This is a genomic window from Stenotrophomonas terrae, from assembly GCF_001431465.1.
Classification (GTDB): domain Bacteria; phylum Pseudomonadota; class Gammaproteobacteria; order Xanthomonadales; family Xanthomonadaceae; genus Stenotrophomonas; species Stenotrophomonas terrae.
Window position 1 is genome coordinate 1 of the sequence record NZ_LDJJ01000075.1, and the last position, 26,189, is coordinate 26,189.

A 26,189-nucleotide genomic window follows, 5' to 3' on the forward strand; every position below is an offset into this window, starting at 1 on the left:
TGAGAGAATCTACTGAAGTACCATCACACAGCTATGACAAAAGTGACAAAGCCAAAGCCAAAGCCAAAGCCAAAGCCAAAGCCAAAGCCAAAGCCAAAGCCAAAGCAAAAGCCAAAGCAAAAGCCAAAGCAAAAGCCAAAGCAAAAGCCAAAGCAAAAGCCAAAGCCAAAGCCAAAGCCAAAGCAAAAGCCAAAACCAAAACCAAAACCAAAAACCAAAAACCAAAAACCCTCAAAAGCAATCCAGCCAGCACACCCCGGGGGAGGTGCGGGTGTGCTGGCCGGTTGCGATCAGGCGTTGAAATCCAACACCACGCGGCCTTCAATCGCGCCGGCGTGCATGCGCTTGAAGACGTCGTTGATGTTCTCCAGCTTGTCGGTGCTCACCGTGGCGGCGACCTTGCCTTCGGCGGCGAACTGCAGCGATTCCTGCAGGTCCAGGCGGGTGCCGACGATCGAGCCGCGGACGGTGATGCCGTTGAGCACCATGCCGAAGATGTCCAGCGGGAAGTCGCCCGGCGGCAGGCCGTTCAAGGACACCGTGCCGCCACGGCGCACCATGCCCAGAGCCTGTTCAAACGCCTTCGGCGATACCGCGGTGACCAGGGCGCCATGTGCGCCGCCGATTTCCTTCTTCAGGAAGGCCGCCGGGTCGGTGTTGCGGGCGTTGACGGTGATGCTGGCACCCAGGCGCTTGGCCAGCGCCAGCTTGCCGTCATCGATATCCACCGCAGCCACGTTCAGGCCCATCGCCTTGGCGTACTGCACCGCCATGTGGCCGAGGCCACCAATGCCGGAAATTGCCACCCAGTCACCGGGCTTGGTGTCGGTGACCTTCAGGCCCTTGTAGACGGTGACACCGGCGCAGAGGATAGGTGCGATCTCGACGAAGCCCACTTCCTTGGGCAGGTGGCCCACGTAGTTGGCGTTGGCCAGCGCGTACTCGGCGAAACCACCGTTCACCGAATAACCGCTGTTCTGCTGCGCCTCGCACAGGGTTTCCCAGCCGCCCAGGCAGTGCTCGCAATAGCCACAGGCCGAATACAGCCACGGAATGCCGACGCGGTCGCCTTCCTTGATGTGGGTGACGCCCTCGCCCACCGCGACCACATGGCCTACGCCCTCGTGGCCGGGAATGAAGGGGGGATTGGGCTTTACCGGCCAGTCGCCTTCGGCGGCGTGCAGGTCGGTGTGGCAGACGCCACAGGCCTCGATCTTGACCAGGATGTCGCCAGCGGCCGGGCGTGGCACGGTGACTTCTTCGATCACCAGCGGCTTGCCGAATTCGCGGACCACGGCGGCTTTCATCGTCTTGTCCATCAATCGATCTCCTTTGTGGGGATAAGTCCAGCTTGACGCCAAGCCTGGCCCGGCGCCTTGATCCAGATCACGCCCGGCCAGCCAGCGCGGACGCGATCTGGTTTCGGTTCAGAAAAAACCGAGCTTTTTCGGCGAATAGCTGACCAGTAGGTTCTTGGTCTGCTGGTAGTGGTCGAGCATCATCTTGTGGTTCTCGCGGCCGATGCCCGACTGCTTGTAGCCGCCGAATGCAGCATGTGCCGGATAGGCGTGATAGCAGTTGGTCCACACCCGCCCGGCCTGTATCGCACGGCCCATGCGGTACAGGCGTGAAGCATCGCGGCTCCACAGCCCGGCGCCGAGGCCGTAGAGCGTGTCATTGGCGATTTCCAGCGCTTCTTCTTCGGTCTTGAAGGTGGTTACCGATACCACCGGCCCGAAGATTTCCTCCTGGAAAACACGCATCTTGTTGTGGCCCTTGAACACCGTCGGCTTGACGTAGAAGCCGTCGGCCAGATCGCCGTCGAGCTGGTTCTGCTCGCCACCGATCAGCACTTCCGCGCCTTCGGCCCTGCCAATTTCGATATAGGACAGGATCTTCTGCAGCTGCTCCTGCGAGGCCTGCGCGCCGACCATGGTGTTGGGGTCCAGCGGGTTGCCCTGCTTGATCGCCGCCACCCGCGCCAACGCACGCTCCATGAACTTCTCGTAGATCGATTCCTGGATCAACACCCGCGACGGACAGGTGCAGACCTCGCCCTGGTTGAAGGCGAACATCACGAAACCTTCCACCGCCTTGTCGAGGAAATCATCGTCCTCGACCATCACGTCGGCGAAGAAGATGTTGGGCGATTTGCCGCCCAGCTCCAGCGTCACCGGGATCAGGTTCTGGCTGGCGTACTGCATGATCAGCCGGCCGGTGCTGGTTTCGCCGGTGAAGGCGATCTTGGCGATACGCGGGCTGCTGGCCAGCGGCTTGCCGGCTTCCAGGCCGAAGCCGTTGACGATATTGAGCACGCCCGGCGGCAGCAGGTCGCCAATCACTTCCATCAGCACCAGGATCGAGGCCGGCGTCTGCTCGGCCGGCTTCAGCACCACGCAGTTGCCGGCGGCCAGTGCCGGCGCCAGCTTCCATGCCGCCATCAGCAGCGGGAAGTTCCACGGGATGATCTGCCCGACCACGCCCAGCGGCTCGTGGAAGTGATAGGCCACGGTGTCGTTGTCGATCTGCGACAGGCTGCCTTCCTGCGCGCGCAGGGCACCGGCGAAATAGCGGAAGTGGTCGGCCATCAACGGCACGTCGGCGTTGAGCGTTTCGCGGATCGGCTTGCCGTTGTCCCAGGTTTCAGCATGGGCGATCAGTTCGAGGTTTTCCTCGATGCGGTCGGCGATGCGGTTGAGGATGTTGGCGCGCTCGGTGGTGGAGCGCTTGCCCCAGGCATCCTTGGCGGCGTGCGCAGCATCCAGTGCCAGCTCCACGTCCTCGGCATTGGAGCGCGCCACCTGGGTGAACACCTTGCCGGTGATCGGGGTGATGTTGTCGAAATACTGGCCACTGCGTGGGGCCACCCATTGGCCGCCGATGTAGTTGCCGTAGCGGGATTTGAACAGCGATTGTGGATCAGTGGCGTGCGGCTTGGCGGACAGGACTGCGTTCATTGTGGGATCTCCGGTTCGGCGGTGTGTGGGCCGCGTGTGTGGCGGTGCCGGTAACAGGCGCAAGAGCGGTGCCAAGTTCGGCCTGCTGCAACGCGGCAGCCCACAAACGCAACGCCGGCCGGGCCGGTGCTCGGATTTTGCTGCGCTGCGAAACGGCCAGTGATTGCAGTGCCAGCGCGGCTGTGCTGTTAATCGGGACAGTGGTTTGAACAGCTGTCGCAAAATGCGACACAGGAGCGCTCATGGCACTGGCACTGCAACACCGCGTGGGCAACGCTCGCCGCTCGTTCTTCGAGCGCGGCACCACGCCCGTGGGCACCGTGCCCGACACCATCCTGCAGTCCTGGCGGCGCTGCCAGCGCAGCGGTCTGGCGGTGGATGCCGAGCCCGCATTGGAACCCCTGCCTGGCCACAACCTGCGTGAGCTGCGCGAACGCCATGAGCGCCTGTGGCGTTTGGCGCGTGCCGAGCTGGACGGGCTGGCCGCGCACGCCGCCAGTACCGGCAGCATCGTGCTGCTCACCGATGAGAGCGGTTGGATCCTCAACGCTGAAGGCAGCGCCGGCTTTCTCGACAAGGCCGGGCGCGTGGCCTTGATGCCGGGTGTGTGTTGGAGCGAAACGGCGGTGGGCACCAATGCCATCGGCACCGCCATCGTCGAAGGCCGCGCGGTGGAAGTGCGCGGCGGCGAACACTACTTCGCCCCGCACGGCATCCTCAGTTGTTCGGCCATGCCCATCCACGACCCGCACGGGCAGCTGGCTGGCGTGCTCGATATCAGCGGCCCGGCCAGCGTGCAGCAGATGCATGCGATGGGCCTGGCGCGGCTGGCCGCCAACCGCATCGAGCACCGGTTCTTTGAGAATGGTCTGGCTGAGTGCGAGCTGCTGCGCCTGCACCACGACCGCACCCTGCTGGGCACTGCCGGCGAAGCGCTGCTGGGCTTCCGCAATGGCCGCCTGGTCGCCGCCAATGGTGTTGGCCTGCGGTTGTTCGGGCTGGAACGTGGGGATATCGGCCGCGCTTCGTATGAAGCGCTGTTCGAGGTGCCACTGTCGCGGATGCGCGATGAGGGCATGCTGCAGGATCGCAGTGGCCGCGTGCTGCATGGTCAGCTGGAGGCGGCCACACCGAAAACCCGTTCGCGCGCGTTGAGCGTTGAGCAGCCCTTGGCACGCCCACTGGCAGTAGTGGTGGCAGCGCCCGCAGTGGTATTCGATGCCAGCCAACGCGAACAGCTACTGCGTGCCGGCCGTGTCCTGGAGGCCGGCCTGCCGGTCCTGTTGCAGGGTGAAACCGGCACCGGCAAGGAAGTGGCCGCACGCGCGCTGCATGCGCAGGGCAGCCGCAGCGGCAAGCCCTTCGTCGCGGTGAACTGCGCGGCCTTGCCGGAAGGATTGATCGAAGCCGAACTGTTCGGCTACGAGGAAGGCGCCTTCACCGGTGCCCGCCGCCAGGGCAGCCAGGGCCTGTTGCGGCAGGCACAGGGCGGAGTGTTGTTCCTCGATGAAATCGGCGATATGCCGCTGGCCTTGCAGCCGCGGCTGTTGCGCGTATTGCAGGACCGCGAGCTGTCACCGCTGGGCGGCGGCAAGCCGGTCAAGCTGGATTTCATGCTGATCTGCGCCACCCACTGCGATCTGCAGCAGGCAATGGACGAAGGCCGTTTCCGTTCGGATCTGTATTACCGCATTGCCGACCACGTGACGCGGCTGGCACCGCTGCGTGATACGCAGGACCGGATGCAGTTGCTGCAGGCGATGTGGCAGCCCTTGGCGCAGGGGCGGGAGTTCAGCGCGGCGGCTGAGACCGCTCTGCTTGGCTATGACTGGCCGGGCAATCTGCGCCAACTGGCGGCGTGCCTGCGCACCCTGGTGGCATTGACCGAGCCGGGGGCGGCGATAGATGTGGAGCTGTTGCCGGAGTATCTGCAACGCGCTACGCAGCGCGCTGTTGCGGTGCCGGTGGTGGATGGCAGCCTGCAGGAGCTGGCCCTGGATGTGATGCGGCAGACCTTGGCGGCCTGCGATGGCAATGTCAGTTTGGCGGCGAAAAGGTTGGGGGTTAATCGCAGTACTTTGTATCGGCGTTTGAAGCTTTAGAGCTGAGCAACGGCAACAGCAACAGCAACAGCAACAGCACCCCTCCCCGACCCTCCCCTTCGCTATGCGAAAGGGAGGGAGTGGTTTCGGCGGCCTGCAAGACCGCGAGCGACTGCAGCTTCTGCCCCCTCCCTTTGCCGAAGGCAAGGGGAGGGTTGGGGAGGGGTAAGTCTTTGACGTTGACCCAAAGCCAACCTCAACCCCCCATCACCCCGGCAACACCGCCGCAGCACGCGCCAAGGCTTCAATCCCCTTCCAATCACGCGCCTGCAGCAGCTCACGCGTGGTCAACCACGAACCGCCCACGCACAGCACATTCGGCAGGTGCAGGAACTGCGACGCAGTCTGCGCGCTGATGCCGCCGGTGGGGCAGAAGCGCACATCACCGAATGGCCCATTCCAGGCCGACAACATCGCCGCGCCGCCGGCCTGCACCGCCGGGAAGAACTTGAACGTATCCAGGCCGTGCTCCAGCCCGCGCATCAGTTCGGACGAGGTTGCAACGCCGGGCAGGAACGGCAGGTCGGTAGCGCGTGCTGCCGCATACAGCGTGTCGGTTGCGCCCGGCGACACTGCGAAGCGGCCGCCGACGGACTTCACTTTCTCCATCTGTGCCGGCGTCAGCACGGTGCCGGCACCCACCACCGCATCGGGCACCGCTTCGACCATGGCCTTGATCGCATCCATCGCAATCGAGGTACGCAGGGTGACTTCGATCACCGGCAAACCGCCATTGAACAAGGCCTGCGCCACCTGCACCGCATCGTCGACGTTTTCGGGAGTGAACACCGGAATCACCGGGGCCAGTTTGAGCACTGCGCGTACGCGCGGATCAGCGCCGGACATCGAACTTTCCTTCGCCCATCAGGGCCATGACGTCGGCCACGCCGACAGGGTTGAAATCACCGGGAATGGAATGCTTCAGGCAGCCTGCGGCCAGACCGAAACGGATCGTGGTTTCCGCATCCATGCCTTCGATCAGGCCGTGCAGCACGCCGGCTGCAAACGCGTCACCACCGCCGATGCGGTCAACGATATCGGTCAGCTCCTCGGCCGGCGCCAGCGCACGGCTGCCATCACGACCGAGCAGCATCGCGCCCAGCGAATGGTGGCCGACGCTGTGCGCGGTGCGCTGCGTGCAGGCCATGTACTGCAGGCGTGGAAACGCCGCAAACGCCATCGCGGCGGCAGCGTCCACCCGTGCCTGCGGCTCGCTCTGGTTGAACTCGCCGCCCAGCACCACCCCAATGTCGCGGTAGTCGGCAAACACGATATGCGCGCAGTCAAACAGGTCGCGCAGGATCGCCTTGGCGTCGCCGCCCCAGCGTTCCCAAAGCTTGGGCCGGAAGTTGCCGTCGAAGGAGACCTTGATGCCGCGTTCGTTGGCGGCGCGTGCGGCAGCCAGGGTGGCCTGCGCCGCTTCCATGCCCAGCGCCGGGCTGACCCCGGACAGGTGCAGCCACTGCGCGCCCTGCAGCAGTGCCGGCCAGTCGTAGCTGTCGGCGCGGGCGCTGGCAAAGGCCGAGTCGGCGCGGTCATAGACCACTTCACTGGGACGGTGGCCGGCGCCGGTGGTGAGGAAGTACAGGCCCATGCGGCCGTCACTGCGGCGCACGCGGCTGGTGTCCACGCCATGGCGGCGCAGTTCACCGGCCACCGCCGCACCCAGTGGGTTGTCGGCCACCACGCTGATCATTGCCACCTCATGGCCGAAGTGCGCCAGTGACACGCCGACATTGGCCTCGGCACCGCCGGCATGCACGTCCAGCGCGGGCGACTGCAGCAGCAACTGGTTGCCGGGCGCGCCCAGGCGCAGCAGCAGCTCGCCGAAACACACAACACGGGGGGAAATCATTGGCATTCCTGTCTCCTTGTCGATCGGCGCGCATCATGGCACGGCTGATTGACTATCGGTGTCATTTGCCCGCCACTGTCCCCTTGTCTGCCCGTGTTACCGTCCGCCAATGTCCCTCAGACAAAGGTTTTCGCCCTGTTTGGCTCCTGTTGCAGTGCAAGATGCTCCCTCTTCACGCAGCTGCTACTTTCCGTTTTGACCAGCGGTGTCATCCGACGAAAAGCACAAGCCGGAGCCACTGCATCGCATGTAAACCTTGGAGAGGGGAAGCATATGAAGCCACGCAACACGCAGAAAAAGACACCGGTTACCTTGCTCGCGTTGGGGATCAGTTTGGCCCTGCAGGCCGGCGTTGCCATGGCCCAGGATGCAGCTGCGCCGGCCACCAGCGGCACCGCCGCCACCGAACTGGATGCGGTGACCGTCACCGGTTATCGCGCCAGCGTGGAGAAGGCGCTGGATATCAAACGCAGCGAAGCCGGGGTAGTGGATGCCATCGTCGCCGAGGACATCGGCAAGTTCCCGGACCTGAATCTGGCCGAGTCACTGCAGCGCATTCCCGGTGTGGTGATCGCGCGTGATGCCGGTGAAGGCCGCAGCATCACCGTGCGCGGCCTGGGTTCGGATTTCACCCGGGTGCGCATCAATGGCATGGAGGCGCTGTCGACGGTCGGGTCCGGTGACCAGACCGGCGGTACCAACCGCGGTCGTGGCTTCGACTTCAATGTGTTCGCCTCCGACCTGTTCTCGCAGCTGATCGTGCGCAAGACCGCATCGGCCGATGTGGAGGAAGGCTCGCTGGGTGCAACGGTCGATCTGAACACCGCGCGCCCGTTCGACTATGACGGCTTCACCTTCGCTGCCAGCGGCCAGGCCAGCTACAACGACATGGCGCAGAAGGCGGACCCGCGTGTTGCTGCGTTGATCGCCAACACGTTTGCCGATGGCACGTTTGGCGCGCTGCTGTCGGTGGCCTATTCCGAGCGCCAGGCGCTGGAAGAAGGTTCCAACACCGGCCGTTGGGCCAATGGCCCGAGCAATGGTGGTTTCAACAAGAGTTCGCCGTTTACCGAGGCACTCTCCGCTGACACTTTCCACCCCCGCTTCCCGCGCTATGTGCAGATGGAGCACATGCAGAAGCGCCTGGGCGTGACCGGCTCGCTGCAGTGGAAGCCCACGGACGCTACCGAGCTTTCGTTGGATGCGCTGTACTCGAAGATCGATGCCGAGCGCGACGAGCACTACATCGAGGCGATTTCCTTCAGTCGCTCGGGTAGCGGCAAGCCGCAGACCATCGTTCAAGACGGTGAGGTCCGCAACAACGCGTTGGTCTATGGTGTGTTCGACAACGTCGACATCCGCTCGGAGAACCGCCATGACGAGTGGAGCACCGAGTTCAAGCAGGTAAGCCTGAACTTCAAGCATCGCTTCAATGATGATTTCAGCATTTCCGGCAAGGTTGGCAGCACCCGCTCGGCCCATGAAAACCCGGTGCAGACCACGGTCATCATGGACAAGTTCGACGTCGATGGCTTCAGCTACGACTACCGCGGCAACATGAATCGCCCGGTGCTGAACTACGGTATCGATCCAACCGACCCGAATGGCTGGACGCTGGCCGAGATCCGCCTGCGCCCGCAGTACGTGGACAATGATTTCGACACCGCTCAGCTCGACTTCAACTGGAACATCAGCCCCGGCTTCCGTCTGAAGGGCGGCGTGCTGGCCAAGGACTACAGCTTCAAGACGGTGGAACTGCGCCGCGCGGCCGAAGCCACGGTGCCGGATTTCGCCGACGGCACCAAGTTTGTCCCGGGTGACTTGACCTCGCAGGCCGGCTTGAAGGGCTTCCAGGGCTATCCGTCCAACTGGGTGGTGCCGGATCTCAATGCAATCGCCGACCTGCTCGACATCTACAGCAACAGCGGAATGTTCGCGGTGGCGCCGCGCCTGAACAATACGCGCAGTGTCGAAGAAAAAGATCGCGGTGTCTGGTTGATGGGCGAGTTCTCCACTGACCTGGGTTCCATTCCACTGTCCGGCAACTTCGGCGTCCGCTATGTCGAGACCAAGCAGAGCTCGGTGGGGTCAGGCCTGGTCAACGGTGTGACCACGCCGGCAACGGCCAGCCGCAAGTACGACGACACCCTGCCCTCGTTCAACCTGGTCGCCGAAATCACGCCGGATTTCCTGGTGCGTCTGGGCGCTGCCAAGGTGATGACGCGTCCGGGTCTGGGCAACCTGACCCCCGGTGTGACCGTGGCCGTTGCAGGTGGCGCGCGTACCGTCAGTGGCGGCAATCCGGCGCTTGATCCGAGCCGCGCTACCAATATCGATCTCGGCTTCGAGTGGTACTTCAATGAAGGCGCGATGGCCAGCCTCGGTCTGTTCTACAAGGACATCGAGAGCACCATCTACAACCTGAAGGAAGTCCGCTCGTATGCCAGCAGTGGGCTGCCGGCTTCGCTTCTGGATGGCACGGGTGCCACCGTCAATGACGATTTCACCTTCACCACGCCGATCAACACCAAGGGCGGCGACCTCAGTGGCGTGGAGGCGAACTATGTTCAGCCCTTCACCTTCCTGCCAGGCAAGTGGTCCAACCTGGGTATGCAGCTGAACTACACCTGGGTGGAGTCGAACATCAAGTATCCGGACAGCAATGGCGACCTGGCATTGAAGCAGGACCTGCTGGGCCTGTCGCGCAGCTCCTGGAACGCTACCTTGTTCTATGAAGGCGAGAAGTTCGCCGGACGTATCTCGGCAACCAATCGTGATGACTATCTGACGGCGGTGCCAGGTGCGGAAGTCGGCTTCAACGTCGACGGCGTGCATGGCGTCAGCGGCACCACCGTGGTTGATGCCTCGTTGCGCTACAAGATCAGCGACCAGGTGGAACTGAGCCTGGAAGCGATCAACCTGACCAACGAAGGCTATGACGAGTGGGTGCAGTCGCCGGCCACCGGCCAGCTGCCGCTGTACTACACCGAGACCGGCCGTCAGTACCTGTTGGGTTTCCGCTACAAGTTCTGATGTTGTGATGCCCCTCCCGGCGCAACGCCGGGAGGGGCTTTCAATGGTGCGACGCAGAATGTGCAGACGCGTTGGCGTCGCTAACTTGGCCCACCGCATGCGGCGTTGTACCCACGCCGCACGCCACCAAGAGACGCACGATGCTTTCACGTTCCACCCGCCCAGTATTCCGCCCCTTGCTTCTGGCTTCTGCGCTGCTGTTGGCTCTCCCGACAGCAGCGCAGGCTTCTTCCTCGCCGCAGCTGCTGTTCCACGTATCCGCGGACCAGGGCTTCGTTGCTGACAGCGCACGCGGCGACGCCACCCCCAACTTCCAGGACAAGGTCAGCCTTGTCGACGACGGTGCGCATGGCCGCGCCATCCAGTGGCAGGACGATGGCGTGCTGTCGTGGAACGCACCCGGCAATATCCAGGCCGAACGCGGCACGCTGTCGTTCTTCTGGCGCTCGCGTTACGCGGTGGGTGAAACCCCGTTCGTGATCTTCCGTGTCGGCTATGCCGACCACAGCAGCTGGGACATGGCCTGGCTGCGCATCGACTGGAACGGCCACGGCTTCGATGCCTTCGTCACCGATGCCAATCTGGCCCGCACCCGCGTCTCGTTCAAGCTCGACAGCAATCCTTCGCCCGAGCAGTGGCAGCACATCGCCTTTGCCTGGGATGAAGACAAGGGCGTCAAGCTGTTCGTCGATGGCCGCGAAGTCGCGCAGGCGGCGACCACCGGTGACTACGATGCCGCGTTGGACCAGTTCGGCCTCGCCGGGCGGGTGATGGCGCCCTACCAGGTGCAGAGCCGCTACAACTTTCTGCGCGGCAGCGACTTCGATGAGATCCGCGTCTACGACCGCATGCTCGATGCCAACGGCGTCGCCGCGCTTGCACGCAATGCCGAACCACGCAGTGCCGAGACCGGGACCGCGTCGCAGCGTGCCTGGTGGCACCGCTATGGCTGGGAAGGCGCGCCGCCACCGGTACTGAGCGCAGCGACGACAACGATCCGCAAGGTCGAGTTTGCCGACGTCAAGGACAAGCTGCAGTGGATGTGGAAAGGCACCGACGGCATTGCCGAAACCACCTGGCCTGGCGTCTACAACCGTTCGCGCCTGCCCGGCCGCAATGACTATATGCAGCTGCCGGACTGGAACACCTATGTTGAAGGTGGCCAGCAACTTGACCTGACCGTGCCGGCAGGCGAAACCATCAATCGCATCGAGATGCGCGGTGCCGCCTATGGTGAACTGAAGGGCACCGCAGGAACCTTGTTCAATCGTCCGCAGGGCGTGGTGCGCAGCGTCGACAGCTTCGCCGATCAGGTGGGTGGCACGCTGCACTTCCTCAACACCGCGCAGGAAACGCCCATCCAGGAAATCTGGGGCTATCAGGTCAGCGACACCGCCGAGCCGGAGGGCACGGTCAAGCAGCGCTACCAGATCGACAGCAACGTGTTGCCGGACTACATCAACATCGCAAGCCTGCGTGACTACATCGACGGTCGCTTCGCGCCGGACGAGCGCAGCACGGTGATGGCCTTGCCCAAGGGCGCGGGTTCGCGCAAGCGCGGCGCCGACAGTCTGCCGGCCAAGCCAATGCCGATCGTGCACGTGCTGGTTCCGTCCGGTGTGGGTGACGCGCCGGCCGCACAGCCGCTGATCCGTAGCTGGGCGCATAGCTGGGAAAACATGCACGATGGCCTCGATGGCGTGGCCATCGATATCCCGGCCCTGGATCTACCGGCTACGCATGACGGCCTGATTCCGCTGAACATCCGCATCAAGGACCCGATCTGGCCGGCACGCGACATGATTGATGTCTCGGTGTCGGTGAAGCCGGGCCAGGCACGCACGTTGTGGCTGGATCTGCGCGACCGCATCCTCACCGCCGACAGCCTGTGGATCTCGGTGGCCTCGGCGGCACCGGGCTTCAATGCCGCATCGCTGGATGGTGGCGAAGTGCGGCTTGTCTTCAAGGACCGCAAAGAGGCGACCAAGCAGCACGTTGCCGACCGCTTCAACCAGGTGCGTGACAACTGGGGCTTCCTGGTCGAGGAACACACCACCTCCAAGCGCCAGCGTCTGTACGCGCGCGTCTATGCCGACCTGAGTGATCTGCTGCGGGTTGATCCCGAGCATGAACTTGGCCGTCTGTATTGGAACTACATCAGCTACAACAGCCAGGGCAAGCCGCCGTTCGAGCAGCCACTGCCGCCCAAGGGTGTGCCGCTGTGGGCGTTCCGCCAGGTGGAAGACCTGAAATACGTGCGTCGCTTCGTCGACTGGTGGATTGAAAACCGACAGGTGCCCTACGGCGATTTCGGCGGCGGTATTTCCGACGACTCGGATCTGGTCCAGCAATGGCCGGGGCTGGCGCTGATGGGGGTTGAACCGGAGCGGCTGAACACCTCGCTGACCGCGCTGTCGGACGCGGTCTACAAGAACGGCATGTTCTCCAATGGCCTGAGCACCATCGAGACCGACGAACTGCACGCTTACGAGGAAGGCATCAACGCCAATAGCGCGATGCTCTACCTCAACTGGGGTGACCCGCTCACCGTCGAGCGCCTGATGGAAACGGTGAAGGCCTTCGACGAGCGCATCATCCTGCGCAACCCGCAGGGCAACCTGCTGTTCTCCAGCAACTGGTTTGGTGGCAACAAGGTCTACCGCGAGCCGAACTGGCAGTGGCAGAAGCCGTATTCGTTCCCAGCCCTGCACCCGGCCTTCCTGATCGGCGAGTACAACGCCGATCCCACCGGCCGCAAGCTGGTCACCGGCCTTGCTGACGGCTATCTGGCCCACGCCTATACCGACGACAAGGGCCGCTTCACCCTGCCCAATGAAATCAACTGGGCCACCGGCAAGACCCGCGGTGGTGAGCTGAACCAGGGCTCGGGCAGCGGCGATGTGATGCATACGTTCTGGGCCGCGTGGCGTTGGAGCGGCGATGCCAAGTACCTGCAGGCGCTGGACTACCGCGTGCTGCGTAGTGGGCCGGGCGTGCTGTCCAATCTGGGCGAGAACTACGTCGATGTACTCGGCAGACAGCAGGACTGGGGCAAGCGGTTGCTGGCCGACGCCGACAAGGGCGGCAGTGGCTTTGCTGCGATCAGTGCCTGGCAGCAGACCGGTGACAAGAAGTACCTGGAAGCGCTGCATGCCGATGGCATCCAGGCCAAGGCGCAGCGCGAGTACATGAACACCGAAGGCCACTGGTGGAGCGACCGCGTCGAGGCGCCGAGCGAGTTCCTGCAGCGCCTGCGCCTGGGCGGTATCGGCCTGAAGCGTAACCAGAGCTGGCCGGGACATACCGTCAGCTGGCAGTTCGCCCAGCCTGAGGGTGCCGAGCAGGTCGCCCTGCTGGTGCATGCGCCCTCACGCGAGCGCTTCAAGGTGATCGCCTACAACCTGGGCAACACGCCGCTGGACGCGACGATGACCGGCTGGAACATCGCTGCCGGCACCTGGCGGGTGCGCAGTGGCGTCGATCGTGACGGTGATGATGTGATCGACGGCAAGGCGGAAGTGCGTGAGCTGCTGCTGGAGAAGAGCGCGAGCACGCAATTGCGGTTTGCGCCGAAGCAAAGCCAGGTATTCGAGTTCGAGCTGGTGACAGCGGGCACGCCGGTGGAGACACGCGCCGACCTGGGTATTGGCCGCGGCGATCTGAAGATAGAGGGCGAGCGCGTATTGCTGACCGTGCACAGCCTGGGGCATGTGGGCACCAGTGCTGGCTATGCGGTGCTTGAGGATGCGCGCGGCCGTGAAGTTGCGCGGGTTGCGGTGCCTGCCTTGGAAGCGCCGTTGGACCTGGTGCCGCGCACAGTGACGGTTGAGCTGGCATTGCCTGTTGGCTTCAAGCGTGAGGGGGCGAGTGTGCGGGTGGGCCTTGAGGGGGATGGGGCTGAGGTGACGAAGCTTAATAACCGGTTGCCGCTGTCGACGCGTTGATTAACCGGAGCCTTGATGCTTCGAGGCTTTGAAGCCCCTCTCCCCTTGCGGGAGAGGGGTTGGGGAGAGGGGACGCGATCGAAGATCGCTGCTTGTATTCGCTCAAAAGCGAGCGTGCTCCGCACGCCTCCCCTCTTCCGCCCTTCGGGCACCTTCTCCCACAAGGGGAGAAGGGAGCAAAAGCCAAAAGCCAAAAGCCAAAAGCGCCGGCGCCAACTGTAGTGCCGAGCCATGCTCGGCAGGTGGCATTACCGGGAAAGCCTCTGCCGAGCATGGCTCGGCACTACAGGCGTGCCGGCTTCGCCGCTCCCACAAAACCCTGCGCGCCGATTACGCGTCCAAGCCCAATTCCCTGCACTCACGCGCATACCAGCGCGGGGCATCTCCAATCGGTTGGAATACGTGGCTGCGTTCCATCACGCTCTGGTAGACGTGCACCGATATCGCGATCCGCTCGGCATCGCTGTTGCGCAGCGTATGGAACTCATCCGGCGGAATCAGATTACCCGCACTGCCCTTGCAGCCCTGCAGGCAGTCACGCGGGGCGAACCGGTAGCGCTCGCCATCGCGCTCCAGCATCCGGTAGGGGGTGATCTCTAACGTGCCCTGCCACACGCCTTCAACGCACCACAGGCCGTCGTGGTCATGCAGCGGCGTGCCCTGCCCCGGCCCCCAGGTCATGGCGATGATGCTGTAGCCATGCTGCGGGCTGCGGTAGATCTCGCGGCGCGCGTAGTGGCCGTGCAACGGTGCATGCACGCAGGCCGGCAGCACGATCTGCGGATCGCGGATGGCCTGCTCCAGTACGCGTTGGATCCGGGCAACGGCGACGTGGGTGTCGCTCGCCTGCAGGGCGGCATCAATGCCATCCAACAGGCGCTGGCGTCCGGCAAATTCGGGATGCGGGCAATGCAATGTCATTGCCGCAGTCTAGGCAAGGCAGGTAAAGATTCCGTTGAAACTATCTGCTCGCCTGTTCAGAACGTGCCGCGCTGGATGAAGGGTGCCTGTTGATAGAGCCGGCGCTCGCCACCACGCGGATCATCCATCTGTCTGCTCCGGGTATCGAACAGCATTGTCTGCCGGCGCTCCAGCGCATGCTGCTGCCACTGCGGCAGCCCGGGATGGTTGGGGTCGCCATTCCGAGCGAAGGCCAGCAGTGCATCACTCATTGTGTCTGCCAGCTGCTGCATCGCCGCACCACTGCCGGTGCGTGAACCGGGCTGGGCGTTGTTGTGGAACACCAGCGGAATATCCAGGGTATGGAAGGCACGCAATTTGGCAGCATCGCCGTCGCGATCATAGCCGTCCAGTTGATAGGCCCAGGTCGGTGCGCCCTGGCGCGCGCGTGCTTCCAGTTCTTCCACGGCACCGCGCCAGGAGCGGCCAGCGGTGGTGGCGGCAAAGAACACCTCCGACGGCGAATACTGCGGGTATAGCCGGCGGTATTCAGCGATCACCACCGACGGCAACAGATCCACGTATTGCTGCGCCTCGAGCTTGGCCGGCAATTCTTCCCAGCTCAGTTCGAAATTCTTTGGATCATTGCCGAGGAAGGCGCGGGTTTCGTCATGGGTATTGCCGATCACCATCGGGATTGTCGCCGACTGCTGCGCTGCCTGCGGCCAGAACGGATGCACCGGCAGATTGCGTGCGTCCAGTACCGGGCCGACATACAGGCTGCTGTTCTCCACCCGCGAGGGATCGCGCACCTTCACCGCTTCCAGCAGTTGCTGCATCGGCATGCGCCGCAATGCATCGGCGTCGGTCTTGAAGTGCTCCAGCACCAGCTGCGCGCGCTGGGTGGCCGCACGTGGGCCAGCGGCGGTGGCCTGTTGGCCGCTCATCGTCCAGGCGCGATGGAACAGGCCTTTTGCAGCCGGCATCGCCATCAGCGTGGCGATCTTGGCACCACCGCCGGATTGGCCGAACACGGTGACATTGTCGGCATCGCCACCAAACTCGGCCGCGTGCTGGCGCAGCCATTGCAGCGCCTGGATCAGATCAAGCTGGCCGACATTGCCGGAGTCGGCAAAGTGCTCGTCGCCGAGTTGGGCCAGGTAGAGATAGCCGAACAGATTGAGCCGGTGATTGACCGTGACCACCACCACGTCGCCACGCCGGCACAGGTTGCTGCCGTCATACAGCGGGTCGCTGCCGGAGCCGTTGTTGTAGGCGCCGCCGTGGATATAAAACAGGATCGGCCGCTTGCCGCCGTCGCGCAGGGCTGGCGTCCACACATTGAGGTAAAGGCAGTCTTCGCTGCCCGGGCCTTCACTGCCGGTCTGCGGTGCGGCTGCGCCGTAGTCGAGGGCCTCGCGGACGCCGCGCCAGGGTTGTTCAACCAGCGCGGACTGGAAGCGGCGTGGTGCGGTGTCGGCGCCGTAGGGGATGCCCCGGAAGACGTGTACGCCGGCTTCGGTCTGGCCGGCGAGGCGGCCGCTGCGGACGCGGGCGATGGGGCTGGTGGTGCTGGCCCAGCTGCTGTTGCTGAGGGTGGCAAGGCTGGTTGCTGCGGCCAACAGGGTGGTTTGCTGGAGGAAACTGCGGCGGGCCGGGTTGTTTGGGTTCTGGGGCATGGTTTTGTCCTGGAATGGCGGGGACTGGGCGTGCTTCGCCCTCTCCCCAACCCCCGCTTCGCGCCCCGGCCCTCGCGCTGGCGCGAGGGCGTTCGTGGGGTCGCGAACCGGTGGTTCGCAGGCGACCGTACTCACCCCGCAGGGAGAGGGGCTTGAGCGCTACTTCGGTTGAGTTGTCTGCGATGCCATCCAGCTCAGCGCCAGTTGCGGCCAGGCGGCGGTGGTCAGGCCTGCGGTGCCGCGGGTGCCGAAGCCGTGGCCGCCGTGCGGAAACAGGTGCATTTCGCTGCTGACCTTGGCACTGCGCAGGCTGTCGTAAAACTGCAGGCTGTTGCCTACCGGCACCACGTCATCATCGGCGGCATGCAGCAGGAAGGTCGGTGGCGTATCCGCGCGTACCTGCAGCTGCATCGAGTACTGCTGCAGCAGTGCGTCGCTGGGCGTGTTGCCCAACAGGCGCTGGCGCGAGCCTGCATGTACGTCGTCGCCGCGCATGGTGATGACCGGGTACATCAGCAGCTGGAAATCGGGGCGCGCGCTTTCTGCGTCGATCACATCGCTGTGCGGGTAAACACTGCGGTCAAAGCCATTGCCCAGCCGTGCTGCGAGATGTCCGCCGGCCGAGAAACCCATCGTGCCGATACGCTGCGGGTGCAGGCCCCATTCCGTGGCGCGGTGACGGACCAGCCGCATCGCGCGCTGCGCATCGGCCAGTGCGGCCTCCCTATCGGCGCGGCCTTCGCCGGGTAGCCGGTAGCGCAGCACGAACAGGGTCACCCCGCCCTGCTCCGCCAAGGCAGGCACCAGCGCCGTGCCTTCCTTGTCCAGCACTACCCGCTGGTAGCCGCCGCCGGGGATCACCAGCAGCGCGCTGCCATTGGGCCTGGCCGGGCGATAGGCCACAAGGTAGGGCGTGCTGACATGCTCGATATAGCGGTCCGGCAGCGCCGGATCGGCGCTGCGTTCGACGATGCGCTGCGCCTGCGGCAGCGCTTTGTCCCCCGGTGCCATACCTTGCGGCCACAGCGCGATGCGCTCGGCGGAACCCTCTGCAGGTTCACTCGCGGTGGCGGCCGTTGCGGCCGCCGGCAGAAATGCGATAAAGGCGGCGAAAGCCAACTGGCGCAGGGGTTTCAGTCGAATCATAAGGGCTGGGATCGGATGGATGGTGGTGGCGCGGTACAGCTTCTGGTGCACTGCACATTGTCAGATGACACCGGTTTACCTTATACAGCCAGTCACGGCACTGTCGATGGGCAGTGCAACAAAGTCACCAGGAGACGCACTTGAGCAACGACCAAGGCAGCCAGCAGCAGGCAAGCGCCGCGCTGGACGAGATTGCCCGCACTTTTGTGGAAGCACGCCGCGACGGCCGTTCGCTTCCGGATTTCCCGGGTGCAATCCCGGAAGACCTGGTCACCGCCTATCAGGTGCAGGACCTGGCCATCGGCCGCTGGGATGACAGCGTGGTCGGCTGGAAAGTGGGCTATATCGCTGCCGAGCGTCGCGACAACTCCGGTGACGACCGCCTGCTTGGGCCGATTTTCAAGCGCAATCTCTGGAATGCTACCGGTAGCATCGTGGAGATCCCGGTATTTGCGGCCGCCGGCGGCTTCGCCGCGGTAGAGGCCGAATACGTGCTGGAACTGCAGGCCGATGCACCGGCCGACAAGCTGGACTGGACCCCGGAAGAAGCCGAAGCGCTGCCGGCGCGTCTGCTCATCGGCGTGGAAGTGGCCAGCAGCCCGCTCAAGACCATCAACGTGCTGGGCCCGCGCGTGGTGGTGTCCGATTTCGGCAACAACAACGGCCTGGTGCTGGGCGGCGAAGTACCGAACTGGACCCGCTGCGACGAGCCGGAGCTGCGCGCACAGACCGAGATCGACGGCGTGGTGGTCGGCACCGGTGGCGCCAGTACCCTGCCCGGCGGCCTGCGTGCGGCCTATGCCTTTGCATTGTCGCGTTCGGCCAAGCGTGGCCGGCCGTTGAAGAAGGGTGAGCTGATCGCCACCGGCAACGCCACCGGCATCCACGACATCGCCGTGGGCCAGCTGGCATTGATTCGCTTCGCCGGTTACGGCGACATTTCCTGCAAGGCTGTGCCGGCCGGGTAATCCCGGCAGCCACGGTAGCAACGCGTTGGAGGGCGCTATGGTTACTCGAAGAGGCTTTCTCAAAACCGGCATGGGGGCATTGGCCGCACCGGCACTTGCCGCCTGCTCGGCAGGCAGCAAGGGTGTAGCCGGCGGCAGCCAGCTGCTGACCGCCACCGATGTACACGTGGCCGATTACCCGACCGTCACCGCGGTCAAGTGGATCGGCGAACAGCTGCGCCGCGAAACCGGCGGCCGCCTGGGCTTGAACCAGTTCCACTCCGGCCAGCTCGGCCGCGAGTCCGAGGCGATCGACATGGCCCGCTTCGGTGCCATCGACATCACCCGCGTTTATTCCGGGGCGCTCAACAATGCGTTTCCGCTGACCCGCGCGCTGTGCCTGCCGTATGTGTTCGACTCGGTTGCACATATGCGCCGCGCGTTGGATGGCGGCATTGCCGATGCGGTGCTGCAGGGCTTTGAAAGCCGCGAGCTGGTCGGCCTTGCGGTCTATGACTCCGGCGCACGCAGCTTCTACAACACCAAGCATCCGATTGTTGAGCCCAAGGACCTGCATGGCCTGAAGCTGCGCGTGGCCAGCTCGGACATCTTCCTGCAGCTGATGCGTCTGTTCGGTGCCAACCCCACGCCGATGTCGCTGGGCGACACGTTCTCCGGCATGGAGACGCACATGATCGACGGCGCCGAAAACAATATGCGCAGCTTCCATTCCAGCCGCCATTTCGAGGCCGCGCATTACTGGTCCGAAAGCCAGCATTCGTATGCGCCGGACATCCTGCTGATGTCGCGCCGCAGCCTGGATGCACTGAGCCCTTCCGATCGCCGCCTGGTGATCGAGCTGGCGCGGCAGTCGGTGCAGGTGATGCGCACCGCTTGGGACGCATCCGAAGACAAGGCCCGTGAAGCGGTGCTGGCATCCGGGGTGAAGTCCAATGCAGTGGACATGCCGGCGTTCCGCGCCGCTGCTGCGCCATTGCTGCGTGACTACCTGCAGCAGGCCGATATCGCCGCGCTGCACCGTCGCATCCGCGACTTCGCCTGAGGGGGCCGTACCGATGTCCGATTCCAACGTACAAACGGCCCCGGCAGGCTTCCAGCGTGTGCTGGAAAAACTCGCCGACGTGGTCATCTACATCGCCGTGGCGGCCCTGCTCGGGCTGGTGTTGGTGCAGGGCTGGCAGGTCTTTGCCCGCTATGTGATCAACGATTCGCCGAGCTGGACCGAGCCGGTCACCCTGCTGCTGCTCAGCACCACGATGAGCATGGGCGCGGCCGCTGGCGTGTATACCAACCGCCATTTCGGCTTCTTCCTGCTGGCCGAGCAGCTGCATCCGCTGGTCAAGCGCGTCATCGATGCGCTGGTGCCGCTGATCGTCGCCACCATTGGCGGCTTCCTCGCCCGTTGGGGTTGGGTGCTGTGGCTGGATGGCCTGCACATCAAGACCGCCGGCGCCAACCTGCCGCAGAGCGTGAACTACCTGCCGCTGAGCATCGGTGGTGCGCTGATGGCGGTGTTCGCGCTCAATCGCCTGCTGTTGTCGCTGCGTGCTGGCGCCGGCAAGACCGCCAACGCTGAAGGAGACCGCTGAGTCATGGGTATCGCAATTCTCTTTGCCGTGTTCGGCGTGCTGTTGCTGATCGGCGTGCCTGTGGCCTATGCCCTGGCGGCCGCTTCGCTGGCCACCTTGCTGTACCTGGACCTGCCCAGCATCGTGATGGTGCAGCAGATTTCCGCCGGCACCGGCTCGGCCTCGCTGATCGCCATTCCGCTTTTCATCTTCGCCGGTGAAATCATGATGCGTGGCGGTATTTCCGAGCGGCTGATCTCGCTGGCCTCGTCGCTGGTCGGGCGCATGCGTGGCGGGCTGGGGCAGGTATCCATCCTGTCTTCGCTGTTCTTCGGCGGCGTCTCCGGCTCGGCCATTGCCGACGTGTCGGCGGTAGGCGGCACGATGATTCCGCAGATGGTCAAGCGCGGCTACGACCGTGATTTCGCGGTCAACGTCAGCATCACCGCCGCACTGGTGGCGCTGCTGGTGCCGCCTTCGCACAACCTGATTCTGTTCTCGGCCGCCGCCGGTGGTGGCCTGTCCATTGCCGATCTGTTTGCCGCAGGCATCATGCCGGCGCTGTTGATGACGGTGGTGCTGATGGTCACCGGCTATGTGGTTGCACGTCGCCGTGGCTACGGCGTGGAGGCTTTCCCGGGCTGGCGTGCGGTGCTGCTGCGGCTGGTTGCCGCCCTGCCCGGCTTGGGCCTGGTCGGCCTGATCTTCTTCGGTATCCGCGCCGGCATCTTCACCGCGGTGGAGTCGGCCGCCATTGCCGTGGTCTACGCCTTGCTGGTAACCACCGTGCTGTACCGCCAGCTGCGCATCAAGGAGTTCTTCGAGACCGTCATCCATGCGGCACGCAGCACCGGTGTGATCCTGTTCGTGATCGCCACCGCCGCGGTGTTCGGCTGGTTGCTGGCCTACCTGCAGGTGCCGGCAGCGGCGGTGGAGTTCCTGCAGTCGTTTGCCCACAGCAAGTACATGGTGCTGCTGATGATCGTGGTGATGTTGCTGTTGCTGGGCACCTTCATGGACCTGGCGCCGATGATCCTGATCTGCACGCCAATCTTCCTGCCGGTGGCCAAGGCCTATGGCATCGACCCGATCCACTTCGGCCTGGTGCTGGTACTGACCGGTGGTCTTGGTCTGGTGACGCCGCCGGTGGGCTCGGTGCTGTTCATCGGCACCGCCATCGGCAAGATCAGCGTGGGCGAAAGCATGAAGACCATCTGGCCGTTCTGGATGGCGGGGTTGGTGGTGTTGCTGATTGTGACCTTCTTCCCCGAACTGTCGTTGTGGCTGCCGGCCCTGCTGCGTAGCTGATGCACGCGCGCTGCGGGCAGGTTCGCGCCTGCCTGCAACGTGCCTTGGCGTTGGCCTGTGCGCCGCGCCTTCAACCTGGAGATGACGATGAACGTGACCCGTACCCTGGCCGCGCTGGCCACGGTTTGCCTGCTTGCCGCCGCACCAGCCTGGGCCGCCGATGCACAGACCGCCTCGAAGCGTGGCATCGAGCACCAGCGCATGGCCGATCTGGGCAATGGCAGCTTCCTCAACCCGGTGCTGGCCGGCGATCACCCGGATCCTTCGGTGCTCAAGGACGGTGACGATTACTACCTCACCCTGTCTTCGTTCGACGCCTACCCCGGCCTGCCGATCTGGCATTCGCGCGACCTGGTGAACTGGCAGCCGCTGGGCCATGCCATCACCACCAATGTCGGCGCGATCTGGGCACCGGACATCATCAAGCACGGCAGCCGCTACTACATTTACTTCCCGGCCCGTACCGGCGAGTCGCGCAGCAATTTCGTGGTCTGGGCCGATGACATCAAGGGGCCGTGGAGTGAGCCGATCGACATCGGCCTGTCCGGCTACATCGACCCGGGCCACGCCGTCGGCGAAGACGGCAAGCGCTACCTGTTCCTGTCCGGCGGTGATTACGTACAGATCAGCGACGATGGCCTGAGCGTGGTCGGCAAGCCCAGGCACGTGTATGACGGCTGGCGTTACCCGGCAAGCTGGGACGTGGAGTCCTATGCCCAGGAGGGCCCGAAGATCAGCCAGCGCAATGGCTGGTATTACATGACCACCGCCGTGGGCGGCACCGCCGGCCCGCCGACCGGGCATATGGTCATCACCGCACGTTCGCGTTCGATCCACGGGCCGTGGGAAAACGCGCCGAACAACCCCATCACCCGCACCGTCAACCGCGATGAACCGTGGTGGTCACGCGGCCATGCCACCCTCATCGAGGGTACCGACGGACGCGGCTGGATGATGTACCACGGCTATGAGAACGGCTACTGGACGCTGGGCCGGCAGATGCTGCTGGAGCCTATCGAATGGACCGCCGATGGCTGGTTCGTGGCCAAGGGCGGCGATCTTGGTGCGCCGCTGGCCAAGCCTTCCGGTGAGGCCGTGCCGCATGGCATGGCGCTGTCCGATGACTTCAAGGGTGGCAAGCTTGGCCCGCAGTGGTCGTTTTTCAACCCGGCCCGCGACGAATACCAGCGCCTGTCCTTCGACCAGAACGGCATGAGCCTGCAGGGCAAGGGTACGACCCCGCGCGACAGCTCACCGCTGACTGCCATTGCCGGCGACGTGGCCTATGAATTCGAAGTGGAGATGGACATCGAGCCGGGTGCGTTCGGCGGTGCCCTGCTGTTCTACAGCGACCGCCTGTATGCCGGCGTCGGCAGCAATGGCGAACAGTTCATCCTGCACCGCTATGGCGAGGAGCGCCCCACCCGGCCCCAGCCCAGCGCCACCGGCGGCAAGCTGTGGCTGCGGGTAACCAACAACCGCCATATCCTCACCATCCACAGTTCCAAGGACGGCAGCAGCTGGCAGAAGTATCCTGTTCAGATGGAAGTCTCCGGCTACCATCACAATGTGGCGGGGAAATTCCTTGCGCTGAAGCCGGCCATCTACGCTGGCGGCAACGGCAAGGTGCATTTCCGCCAGTTCCGCTACCGCGCATTGGATTGAGCGCGGCCCGATAGAATGAATGTATTGAACGGTTTCAAGGACATCCCCTTGCGCAAGAAAGCCGACGTCGCCGCCACGCCCCAGTCACTGGGGCGGCCCGCCACCATCAACGACATCGCGCGGTTGTCGGGTGTTTCCAAGAAAACCGTCTCGCGGATCATCAACAACTCGCCGCTGGTGCGCAAAGACACCCGTGACAAGGTCGAGGCGTTGATGCGCGAGGTCGGCTACACGCCCGATCCGCTGGCGCGTGGCCTGGCGTTCCGGCGCTCGTTCCTGATCGGCATGGTCTACGACAACCCCACCGCGCAATACGTGGTGGACATGCAGAACGGTGCATTGGACGCGCTGCGCGGCTCCACCTTCGAGCTGGTGGTACACCCCTGCGACACCCGCAGCCCCGGTTACATCGAGGGCGTGAAGCGCTTCGTGCAGCAGCAGAAGCTGCACGGCGTGATCCTGGTGCCGCGTGCCTCCGAAGACCAGGCGCTGGCCGACATGCTGGATGAAATCGGCTGCCGCTTCACCCGCATCGCCGCGCTGCCGCTGGATGAAACCTCGCAGATGGTGATCACCCACGACCGTGACGGTGCGGCCGAGGCGGCCGACTACCTGCTGTCACTGGGCCACCGCGATATCGCCCTGATCACCGGCCCCACTGCCTACCGTTCGGCGCATGAACGCACCGCCGGTTTCATCGAGGCGCTGGAACGGCGTGGCATCGAGCTGCCGCCAGCACGCATCATCGAGGCCGGCTACACCTTCGAATCCGGTGTGGCCGCCGCCGAGAAGCTGCTGCTGGGCAAGCAGCGCCCGACCGCCATCTTCACCGGTAACGATGAAATGGCCGCCGGCGTCTACAAGGTCGCCATGCGTGCCGGCATCAGCATTCCGCGTGAATTGTCGGTGGTCGGCTACGACGACAGCCCGCTGGCCTCGCGGCTGTGGCCGTCGTTGACCTCGGTGCGCCGCAATACCCGTGACACCGGGCGTACAGCGGCCGCGATGCTGATCCAGCCCGAGGGCAAGAACGCCATGCCAATGGCCAGCGTACGCCCGCATCTGATCGTGCGCGATTCCTGCCAGCCGCCGCAGGACTGAGCACCCCAAGTTTTTGTTTTGCAAAGGAAATCGCTTATCTTGCAGTGCAAAATGACACCGGTTTCCATAATTGGCTAGAATCGTCTGGCAGGCCCGCCGAATGCAGTAGCGGGCCACTGGACAGATGCGCTGACCGGGCCCACCCCGGAGCCATCGCCCCGCTACGGCGCCCGCCGCCGCCAGCACCATCGAACTACCGCTCTGGGAGAGGAACAGCATGACGAATCCATTCAGTCTCGAAGGCAAGGTCGCCCTGGTAACCGGTGCCAATACCGGCTTGGGCCAAGGCATCGCGCTGGCGCTGGCCGCCGCCGGTGCCGATATTGCCGGCGCCGGCATCGTCCCGGCCGACGAGACCGCCGACAAGGTGCGCGCGCTGGGCCGCCGCTTCCTCAACATCGAAGCCAACCTGATCAGCATCGAGCCGGTTGAGCGCGTGGTTGCCGAAACGATTGCCGGTCTGGGCCGCGTCGACATCCTGGTCAACAACGCCGGCCTGATCCGCCGCGCCGATGCCGTGGATTTCAGCGAGAAGGATTGGGACGACGTGATGAACGTCAACATCAAGTCCGCCTTCTTCATGAGCCAGGCGGCCGGCAAGCATTTCATCGCCCAGGGCAGCGGCAAGATCATCAACATCGCCTCGATGCTGTCCTTCCAGGGCGGCGTGCGCGTGCCTTCGTATACCGCGTCCAAGAGCGGCATTGCCGGTATCACCCGCCTGCTGGCCAATGAATGGGCAGGCAAGGGCGTGACCATCAACGCCATCGCGCCGGGTTATATGGCTACCGACAACACTGCGCAGTTGCGTGCTGACGAAGACCGCAACAAGGCAATCCTGGACCGCATCCCGGCAGGCCGCTGGGGCAAGCCGGAAGACCTGGGCGGCACCGCGGTATTCCTGGCATCCAGCGCCTCGGATTACGTCAACGGCGCGATCATCCCGGTGGATGGCGGTTGGTTGGCGCGTTAACCGCACTTTCCTTCCCCCGCATGCGGGGGAAGGTGCCCGAAGGGCGGAAGGGGGGTTTTTGCTCCTGCTTGAGAGCTCCCTTCAAAACACAGTCTTTTCAATCAAGAGAGTCACGCAATGAAAATCGCATTGATGCAGGAGTTCAGCCAGGCCGCCAAGAACCCGGTGGTGCTGGAACAGCTCAACACCGTCGCCGCCGCACAGGGCCACGACGTGTACAACGTCGGCATGGACGGTGACAACGATCACCGCCTGACCTACATCCACCTGGGCATCTGCGCCGCACTGCTGCTCAATGCCAAGGCCGTGGATTTCGTGGTGGCCGGTTGCGGCACCGGGCAGGGCGCGATGATGTCGCTCAACGCATGGCCGGGCGTGTACTGCGGCTACTGCATCGAGCCGACCGATGCCTTCCTGTTCGCCCAGGTCAACAGCGGCAACGCGCTGGCACTGCCGTTCGCCAAGGGCTTCGGCTGGGGCGCGGAAATCAACATCCGCTACATCTTCGAAAAGGCATTTGCCGGTGAGCGCGGCCAGGGTTACCCGGCCGAGCGCAAGGAATCGCAGATGGCCAATGCCGGCATCCTGGCACAGGTGAAGCAGGGCGCTTCCAAGGACTTCGTCGAAGGCCTGAAGTCCATCGACCAGGAACTGGTGAAGCAGGCCGTGGGTGGTGAGCGCTTCCAGAAGGCATTCTTCGACAACGCGCAGGACCAGAACATCGTCGCCTACGTGAAGAGCGTGCTGGGCAAGTAAGCCAACGCATGCAGCAGCGCCCTCGCGGGCAGACAAGGGCGCCTGCGGGCGCCTTTGTTGTTTGTTGCTGGTGGCGCCTACCGACACTACACGCGTTCGGAATTCCGCCCTTCTCCCATTGCGGGACGACAATCCGGCGGGATTGCCGGATTGCACGGCGAAGCCGCCCGAAGGGTGAGGCACAGGGATGTGCCGAATGCAGGTGCCCGTAGGGCGGAAGAGGGGAGGCGTGCG

General features: G+C 64.2%; 19 protein-coding genes. 11 read left to right on the forward strand and 8 right to left on the reverse strand.

Annotated elements, in window-relative coordinates; genetic code table 11:
* Positions 1 to 31: 31 nt before the first annotated feature.
* The 3 genes from ABB27_RS17640 to adh all read right to left on the reverse strand — a co-directional run bounded on the left by ABB27_RS17640 (position 32) and on the right by adh (position 2,957).
* Positions 32 to 253 carry a hypothetical protein gene (locus ABB27_RS17640; RefSeq protein WP_161809670.1) on the reverse strand — a complete coding sequence of 74 codons (222 nt, stop codon included), beginning with the start codon at positions 251 to 253 and terminating at the stop codon, positions 32 to 34.
* 37 nt (positions 254 to 290) lie between these two features.
* Positions 291 to 1,319 (reverse strand): alcohol dehydrogenase AdhP, encoded by a 1,029-nt coding sequence (adhP, locus tag ABB27_RS17645; RefSeq protein WP_057630381.1) that lies wholly within the window; start codon positions 1,317 to 1,319, stop codon positions 291 to 293.
* 108 nt (positions 1,320 to 1,427) lie between these two features.
* On the reverse strand, positions 1,428 to 2,957 hold the full coding sequence (gene adh, locus ABB27_RS17650; protein ID WP_057630384.1) for an aldehyde dehydrogenase: 1,530 nt from the start codon (positions 2,955 to 2,957) through the stop codon (positions 1,428 to 1,430).
* A gap of 242 nt (positions 2,958 to 3,199) precedes the next feature.
* On the opposite strand from adh, the gene ABB27_RS17655 reads away from it, so the two are divergent.
* Positions 3,200 to 5,059: a sigma-54-dependent Fis family transcriptional regulator gene (locus ABB27_RS17655; RefSeq protein ID WP_057630385.1), complete on the forward strand. Its 1,860-nt coding sequence runs from the start codon at positions 3,200 to 3,202 to the stop codon at positions 5,057 to 5,059.
* 207 nt (positions 5,060 to 5,266) lie between these two features.
* Here ABB27_RS17655 and eda read toward each other — a convergent pair whose 3' ends face one another.
* Both eda and ABB27_RS17665 read right to left on the reverse strand, forming a co-directional pair.
* Positions 5,267 to 5,905: a bifunctional 4-hydroxy-2-oxoglutarate aldolase/2-dehydro-3-deoxy-phosphogluconate aldolase gene (eda, locus tag ABB27_RS17660; RefSeq protein ID WP_057630387.1), complete on the reverse strand. Its 639-nt coding sequence runs from the start codon at positions 5,903 to 5,905 to the stop codon at positions 5,267 to 5,269.
* The gene (locus tag ABB27_RS17665) at positions 5,892 to 6,914 is read right to left on the reverse strand and encodes a sugar kinase (protein WP_057630389.1); all 1,023 of its coding nucleotides are present in this window, start codon (positions 6,912 to 6,914) and stop codon (positions 5,892 to 5,894) included. Before ABB27_RS17665 ends, eda begins: the two co-directional genes overlap by 14 nt.
* Positions 6,915 to 7,187: 273 nt before the next feature.
* Between ABB27_RS17665 and ABB27_RS17670 the strand changes: the two genes are divergently transcribed.
* Together ABB27_RS17670 and ABB27_RS17675 are read left to right on the forward strand one after the other, a co-directional pair.
* On the forward strand, positions 7,188 to 9,947 hold the full coding sequence (locus tag ABB27_RS17670; protein WP_057630390.1) for a TonB-dependent receptor: 2,760 nt from the start codon (positions 7,188 to 7,190) through the stop codon (positions 9,945 to 9,947).
* Between the two features lie 140 nt (positions 9,948 to 10,087).
* Positions 10,088 to 13,891, forward strand: a complete 3,804-nt coding sequence (locus ABB27_RS17675; protein ID WP_057630391.1) for a LamG-like jellyroll fold domain-containing protein — start codon at positions 10,088 to 10,090, stop codon at positions 13,889 to 13,891.
* Between the two features lie 330 nt (positions 13,892 to 14,221).
* On the opposite strand, the gene ABB27_RS17680 is transcribed toward ABB27_RS17675, so the two are convergent.
* The 3 genes from ABB27_RS17680 to ABB27_RS17690 all read right to left on the reverse strand — a co-directional run bounded on the left by ABB27_RS17680 (position 14,222) and on the right by ABB27_RS17690 (position 17,616).
* Positions 14,222 to 14,812 carry a cysteine dioxygenase family protein gene (locus ABB27_RS17680; protein WP_057630393.1) on the reverse strand — a complete coding sequence of 197 codons (591 nt, stop codon included), beginning with the start codon at positions 14,810 to 14,812 and terminating at the stop codon, positions 14,222 to 14,224.
* Between the two features lie 56 nt (positions 14,813 to 14,868).
* Complete coding sequence (locus ABB27_RS17685; RefSeq protein WP_057630395.1) at positions 14,869 to 16,470, reverse strand: carboxylesterase/lipase family protein; 1,602 nt, start codon at positions 16,468 to 16,470, stop codon at positions 14,869 to 14,871.
* A 159-nt stretch (positions 16,471 to 16,629) separates the two neighbouring features.
* Positions 16,630 to 17,616, reverse strand: coding sequence for an alpha/beta hydrolase (locus ABB27_RS17690; protein ID WP_057630397.1), 987 nt, complete (start codon positions 17,614 to 17,616; stop codon positions 16,630 to 16,632).
* 140 nt (positions 17,617 to 17,756) lie between these two features.
* Here ABB27_RS17690 and ABB27_RS17695 point away from each other — a divergent pair, with 140 nt between their 5' ends.
* From ABB27_RS17695 to ABB27_RS17730, 8 genes are all read left to right on the forward strand, one after another.
* Positions 17,757 to 18,584, forward strand: a complete 828-nt coding sequence (locus ABB27_RS17695; RefSeq protein WP_057630399.1) for a 2-keto-4-pentenoate hydratase — start codon at positions 17,757 to 17,759, stop codon at positions 18,582 to 18,584.
* Between the two features lie 37 nt (positions 18,585 to 18,621).
* Positions 18,622 to 19,626: a TRAP transporter substrate-binding protein gene (locus ABB27_RS17700; RefSeq protein ID WP_083491371.1), complete on the forward strand. Its 1,005-nt coding sequence runs from the start codon at positions 18,622 to 18,624 to the stop codon at positions 19,624 to 19,626.
* A 13-nt stretch (positions 19,627 to 19,639) separates the two neighbouring features.
* Positions 19,640 to 20,173 carry a TRAP transporter small permease gene (locus ABB27_RS17705; protein WP_057630406.1) on the forward strand — a complete coding sequence of 178 codons (534 nt, stop codon included), beginning with the start codon at positions 19,640 to 19,642 and terminating at the stop codon, positions 20,171 to 20,173.
* Positions 20,174 to 20,176: 3 nt separating this feature from the next.
* Positions 20,177 to 21,460: a TRAP transporter large permease gene (locus ABB27_RS17710; RefSeq protein WP_057630408.1), complete on the forward strand. Its 1,284-nt coding sequence runs from the start codon at positions 20,177 to 20,179 to the stop codon at positions 21,458 to 21,460.
* Between the two features lie 87 nt (positions 21,461 to 21,547).
* Complete coding sequence (locus tag ABB27_RS17715; RefSeq protein WP_057630414.1) at positions 21,548 to 23,125, forward strand: family 43 glycosylhydrolase; 1,578 nt, start codon at positions 21,548 to 21,550, stop codon at positions 23,123 to 23,125.
* A 15-nt stretch (positions 23,126 to 23,140) separates the two neighbouring features.
* Entirely contained in the window at positions 23,141 to 24,226 is a 1,086-nt protein-coding gene (locus ABB27_RS17720) for a LacI family DNA-binding transcriptional regulator (protein ID WP_082746654.1), read from the forward strand.
* Between the two features lie 217 nt (positions 24,227 to 24,443).
* Positions 24,444 to 25,199 (forward strand): 2-dehydro-3-deoxy-D-gluconate 5-dehydrogenase KduD, encoded by a 756-nt coding sequence (kduD, locus tag ABB27_RS17725; RefSeq protein ID WP_057630409.1) that lies wholly within the window; start codon positions 24,444 to 24,446, stop codon positions 25,197 to 25,199.
* Positions 25,200 to 25,316: 117 nt separating this feature from the next.
* Positions 25,317 to 25,955, forward strand: coding sequence for an RpiB/LacA/LacB family sugar-phosphate isomerase (locus ABB27_RS17730; protein WP_057630411.1), 639 nt, complete (start codon positions 25,317 to 25,319; stop codon positions 25,953 to 25,955).
* The last annotated feature ends 234 nt before the right edge of the window (positions 25,956 to 26,189 follow it).

What these genes read in the sequence shown, in the direction of transcription:
- eda (WP_057630387.1), bottom strand. Translation starts at nt 5,905, where the DNA reads ATGTCCGGCGCTGATCCGCGCGTACGCGCAGTGCTCAAACTGGCCCCG.
- ABB27_RS17710 (WP_057630408.1), top strand. Translation starts at nt 20,177, where the DNA reads ATGGGTATCGCAATTCTCTTTGCCGTGTTCGGCGTGCTGTTGCTGATC.
- ABB27_RS17705 (WP_057630406.1), top strand. Translation starts at nt 19,640, where the DNA reads ATGTCCGATTCCAACGTACAAACGGCCCCGGCAGGCTTCCAGCGTGTG.
- ABB27_RS17665 (WP_057630389.1), bottom strand. Translation starts at nt 6,914, where the DNA reads ATGATTTCCCCCCGTGTTGTGTGTTTCGGCGAGCTGCTGCTGCGCCTG.
- ABB27_RS17685 (WP_057630395.1), bottom strand. Translation starts at nt 16,470, where the DNA reads ATGCCCCAGAACCCAAACAACCCGGCCCGCCGCAGTTTCCTCCAGCAA.
- adhP (WP_057630381.1), bottom strand. Translation starts at nt 1,319, where the DNA reads ATGGACAAGACGATGAAAGCCGCCGTGGTCCGCGAATTCGGCAAGCCG.
- ABB27_RS17690 (WP_057630397.1), bottom strand. Translation starts at nt 17,616, where the DNA reads ATGATTCGACTGAAACCCCTGCGCCAGTTGGCTTTCGCCGCCTTTATC.
- ABB27_RS17680 (WP_057630393.1), bottom strand. Translation starts at nt 14,812, where the DNA reads ATGACATTGCATTGCCCGCATCCCGAATTTGCCGGACGCCAGCGCCTG.
- kduD (WP_057630409.1), top strand. Translation starts at nt 24,444, where the DNA reads ATGACGAATCCATTCAGTCTCGAAGGCAAGGTCGCCCTGGTAACCGGT.
- ABB27_RS17720 (WP_082746654.1), top strand. Translation starts at nt 23,141, where the DNA reads ATGAATGTATTGAACGGTTTCAAGGACATCCCCTTGCGCAAGAAAGCC.
- ABB27_RS17675 (WP_057630391.1), top strand. Translation starts at nt 10,088, where the DNA reads ATGCTTTCACGTTCCACCCGCCCAGTATTCCGCCCCTTGCTTCTGGCT.
- ABB27_RS17730 (WP_057630411.1), top strand. Translation starts at nt 25,317, where the DNA reads ATGAAAATCGCATTGATGCAGGAGTTCAGCCAGGCCGCCAAGAACCCG.
- ABB27_RS17700 (WP_083491371.1), top strand. Translation starts at nt 18,622, where the DNA reads ATGGTTACTCGAAGAGGCTTTCTCAAAACCGGCATGGGGGCATTGGCC.
- ABB27_RS17670 (WP_057630390.1), top strand. Translation starts at nt 7,188, where the DNA reads ATGAAGCCACGCAACACGCAGAAAAAGACACCGGTTACCTTGCTCGCG.
- ABB27_RS17715 (WP_057630414.1), top strand. Translation starts at nt 21,548, where the DNA reads ATGAACGTGACCCGTACCCTGGCCGCGCTGGCCACGGTTTGCCTGCTT.
- ABB27_RS17655 (WP_057630385.1), top strand. Translation starts at nt 3,200, where the DNA reads ATGGCACTGGCACTGCAACACCGCGTGGGCAACGCTCGCCGCTCGTTC.
- adh (WP_057630384.1), bottom strand. Translation starts at nt 2,957, where the DNA reads ATGAACGCAGTCCTGTCCGCCAAGCCGCACGCCACTGATCCACAATCG.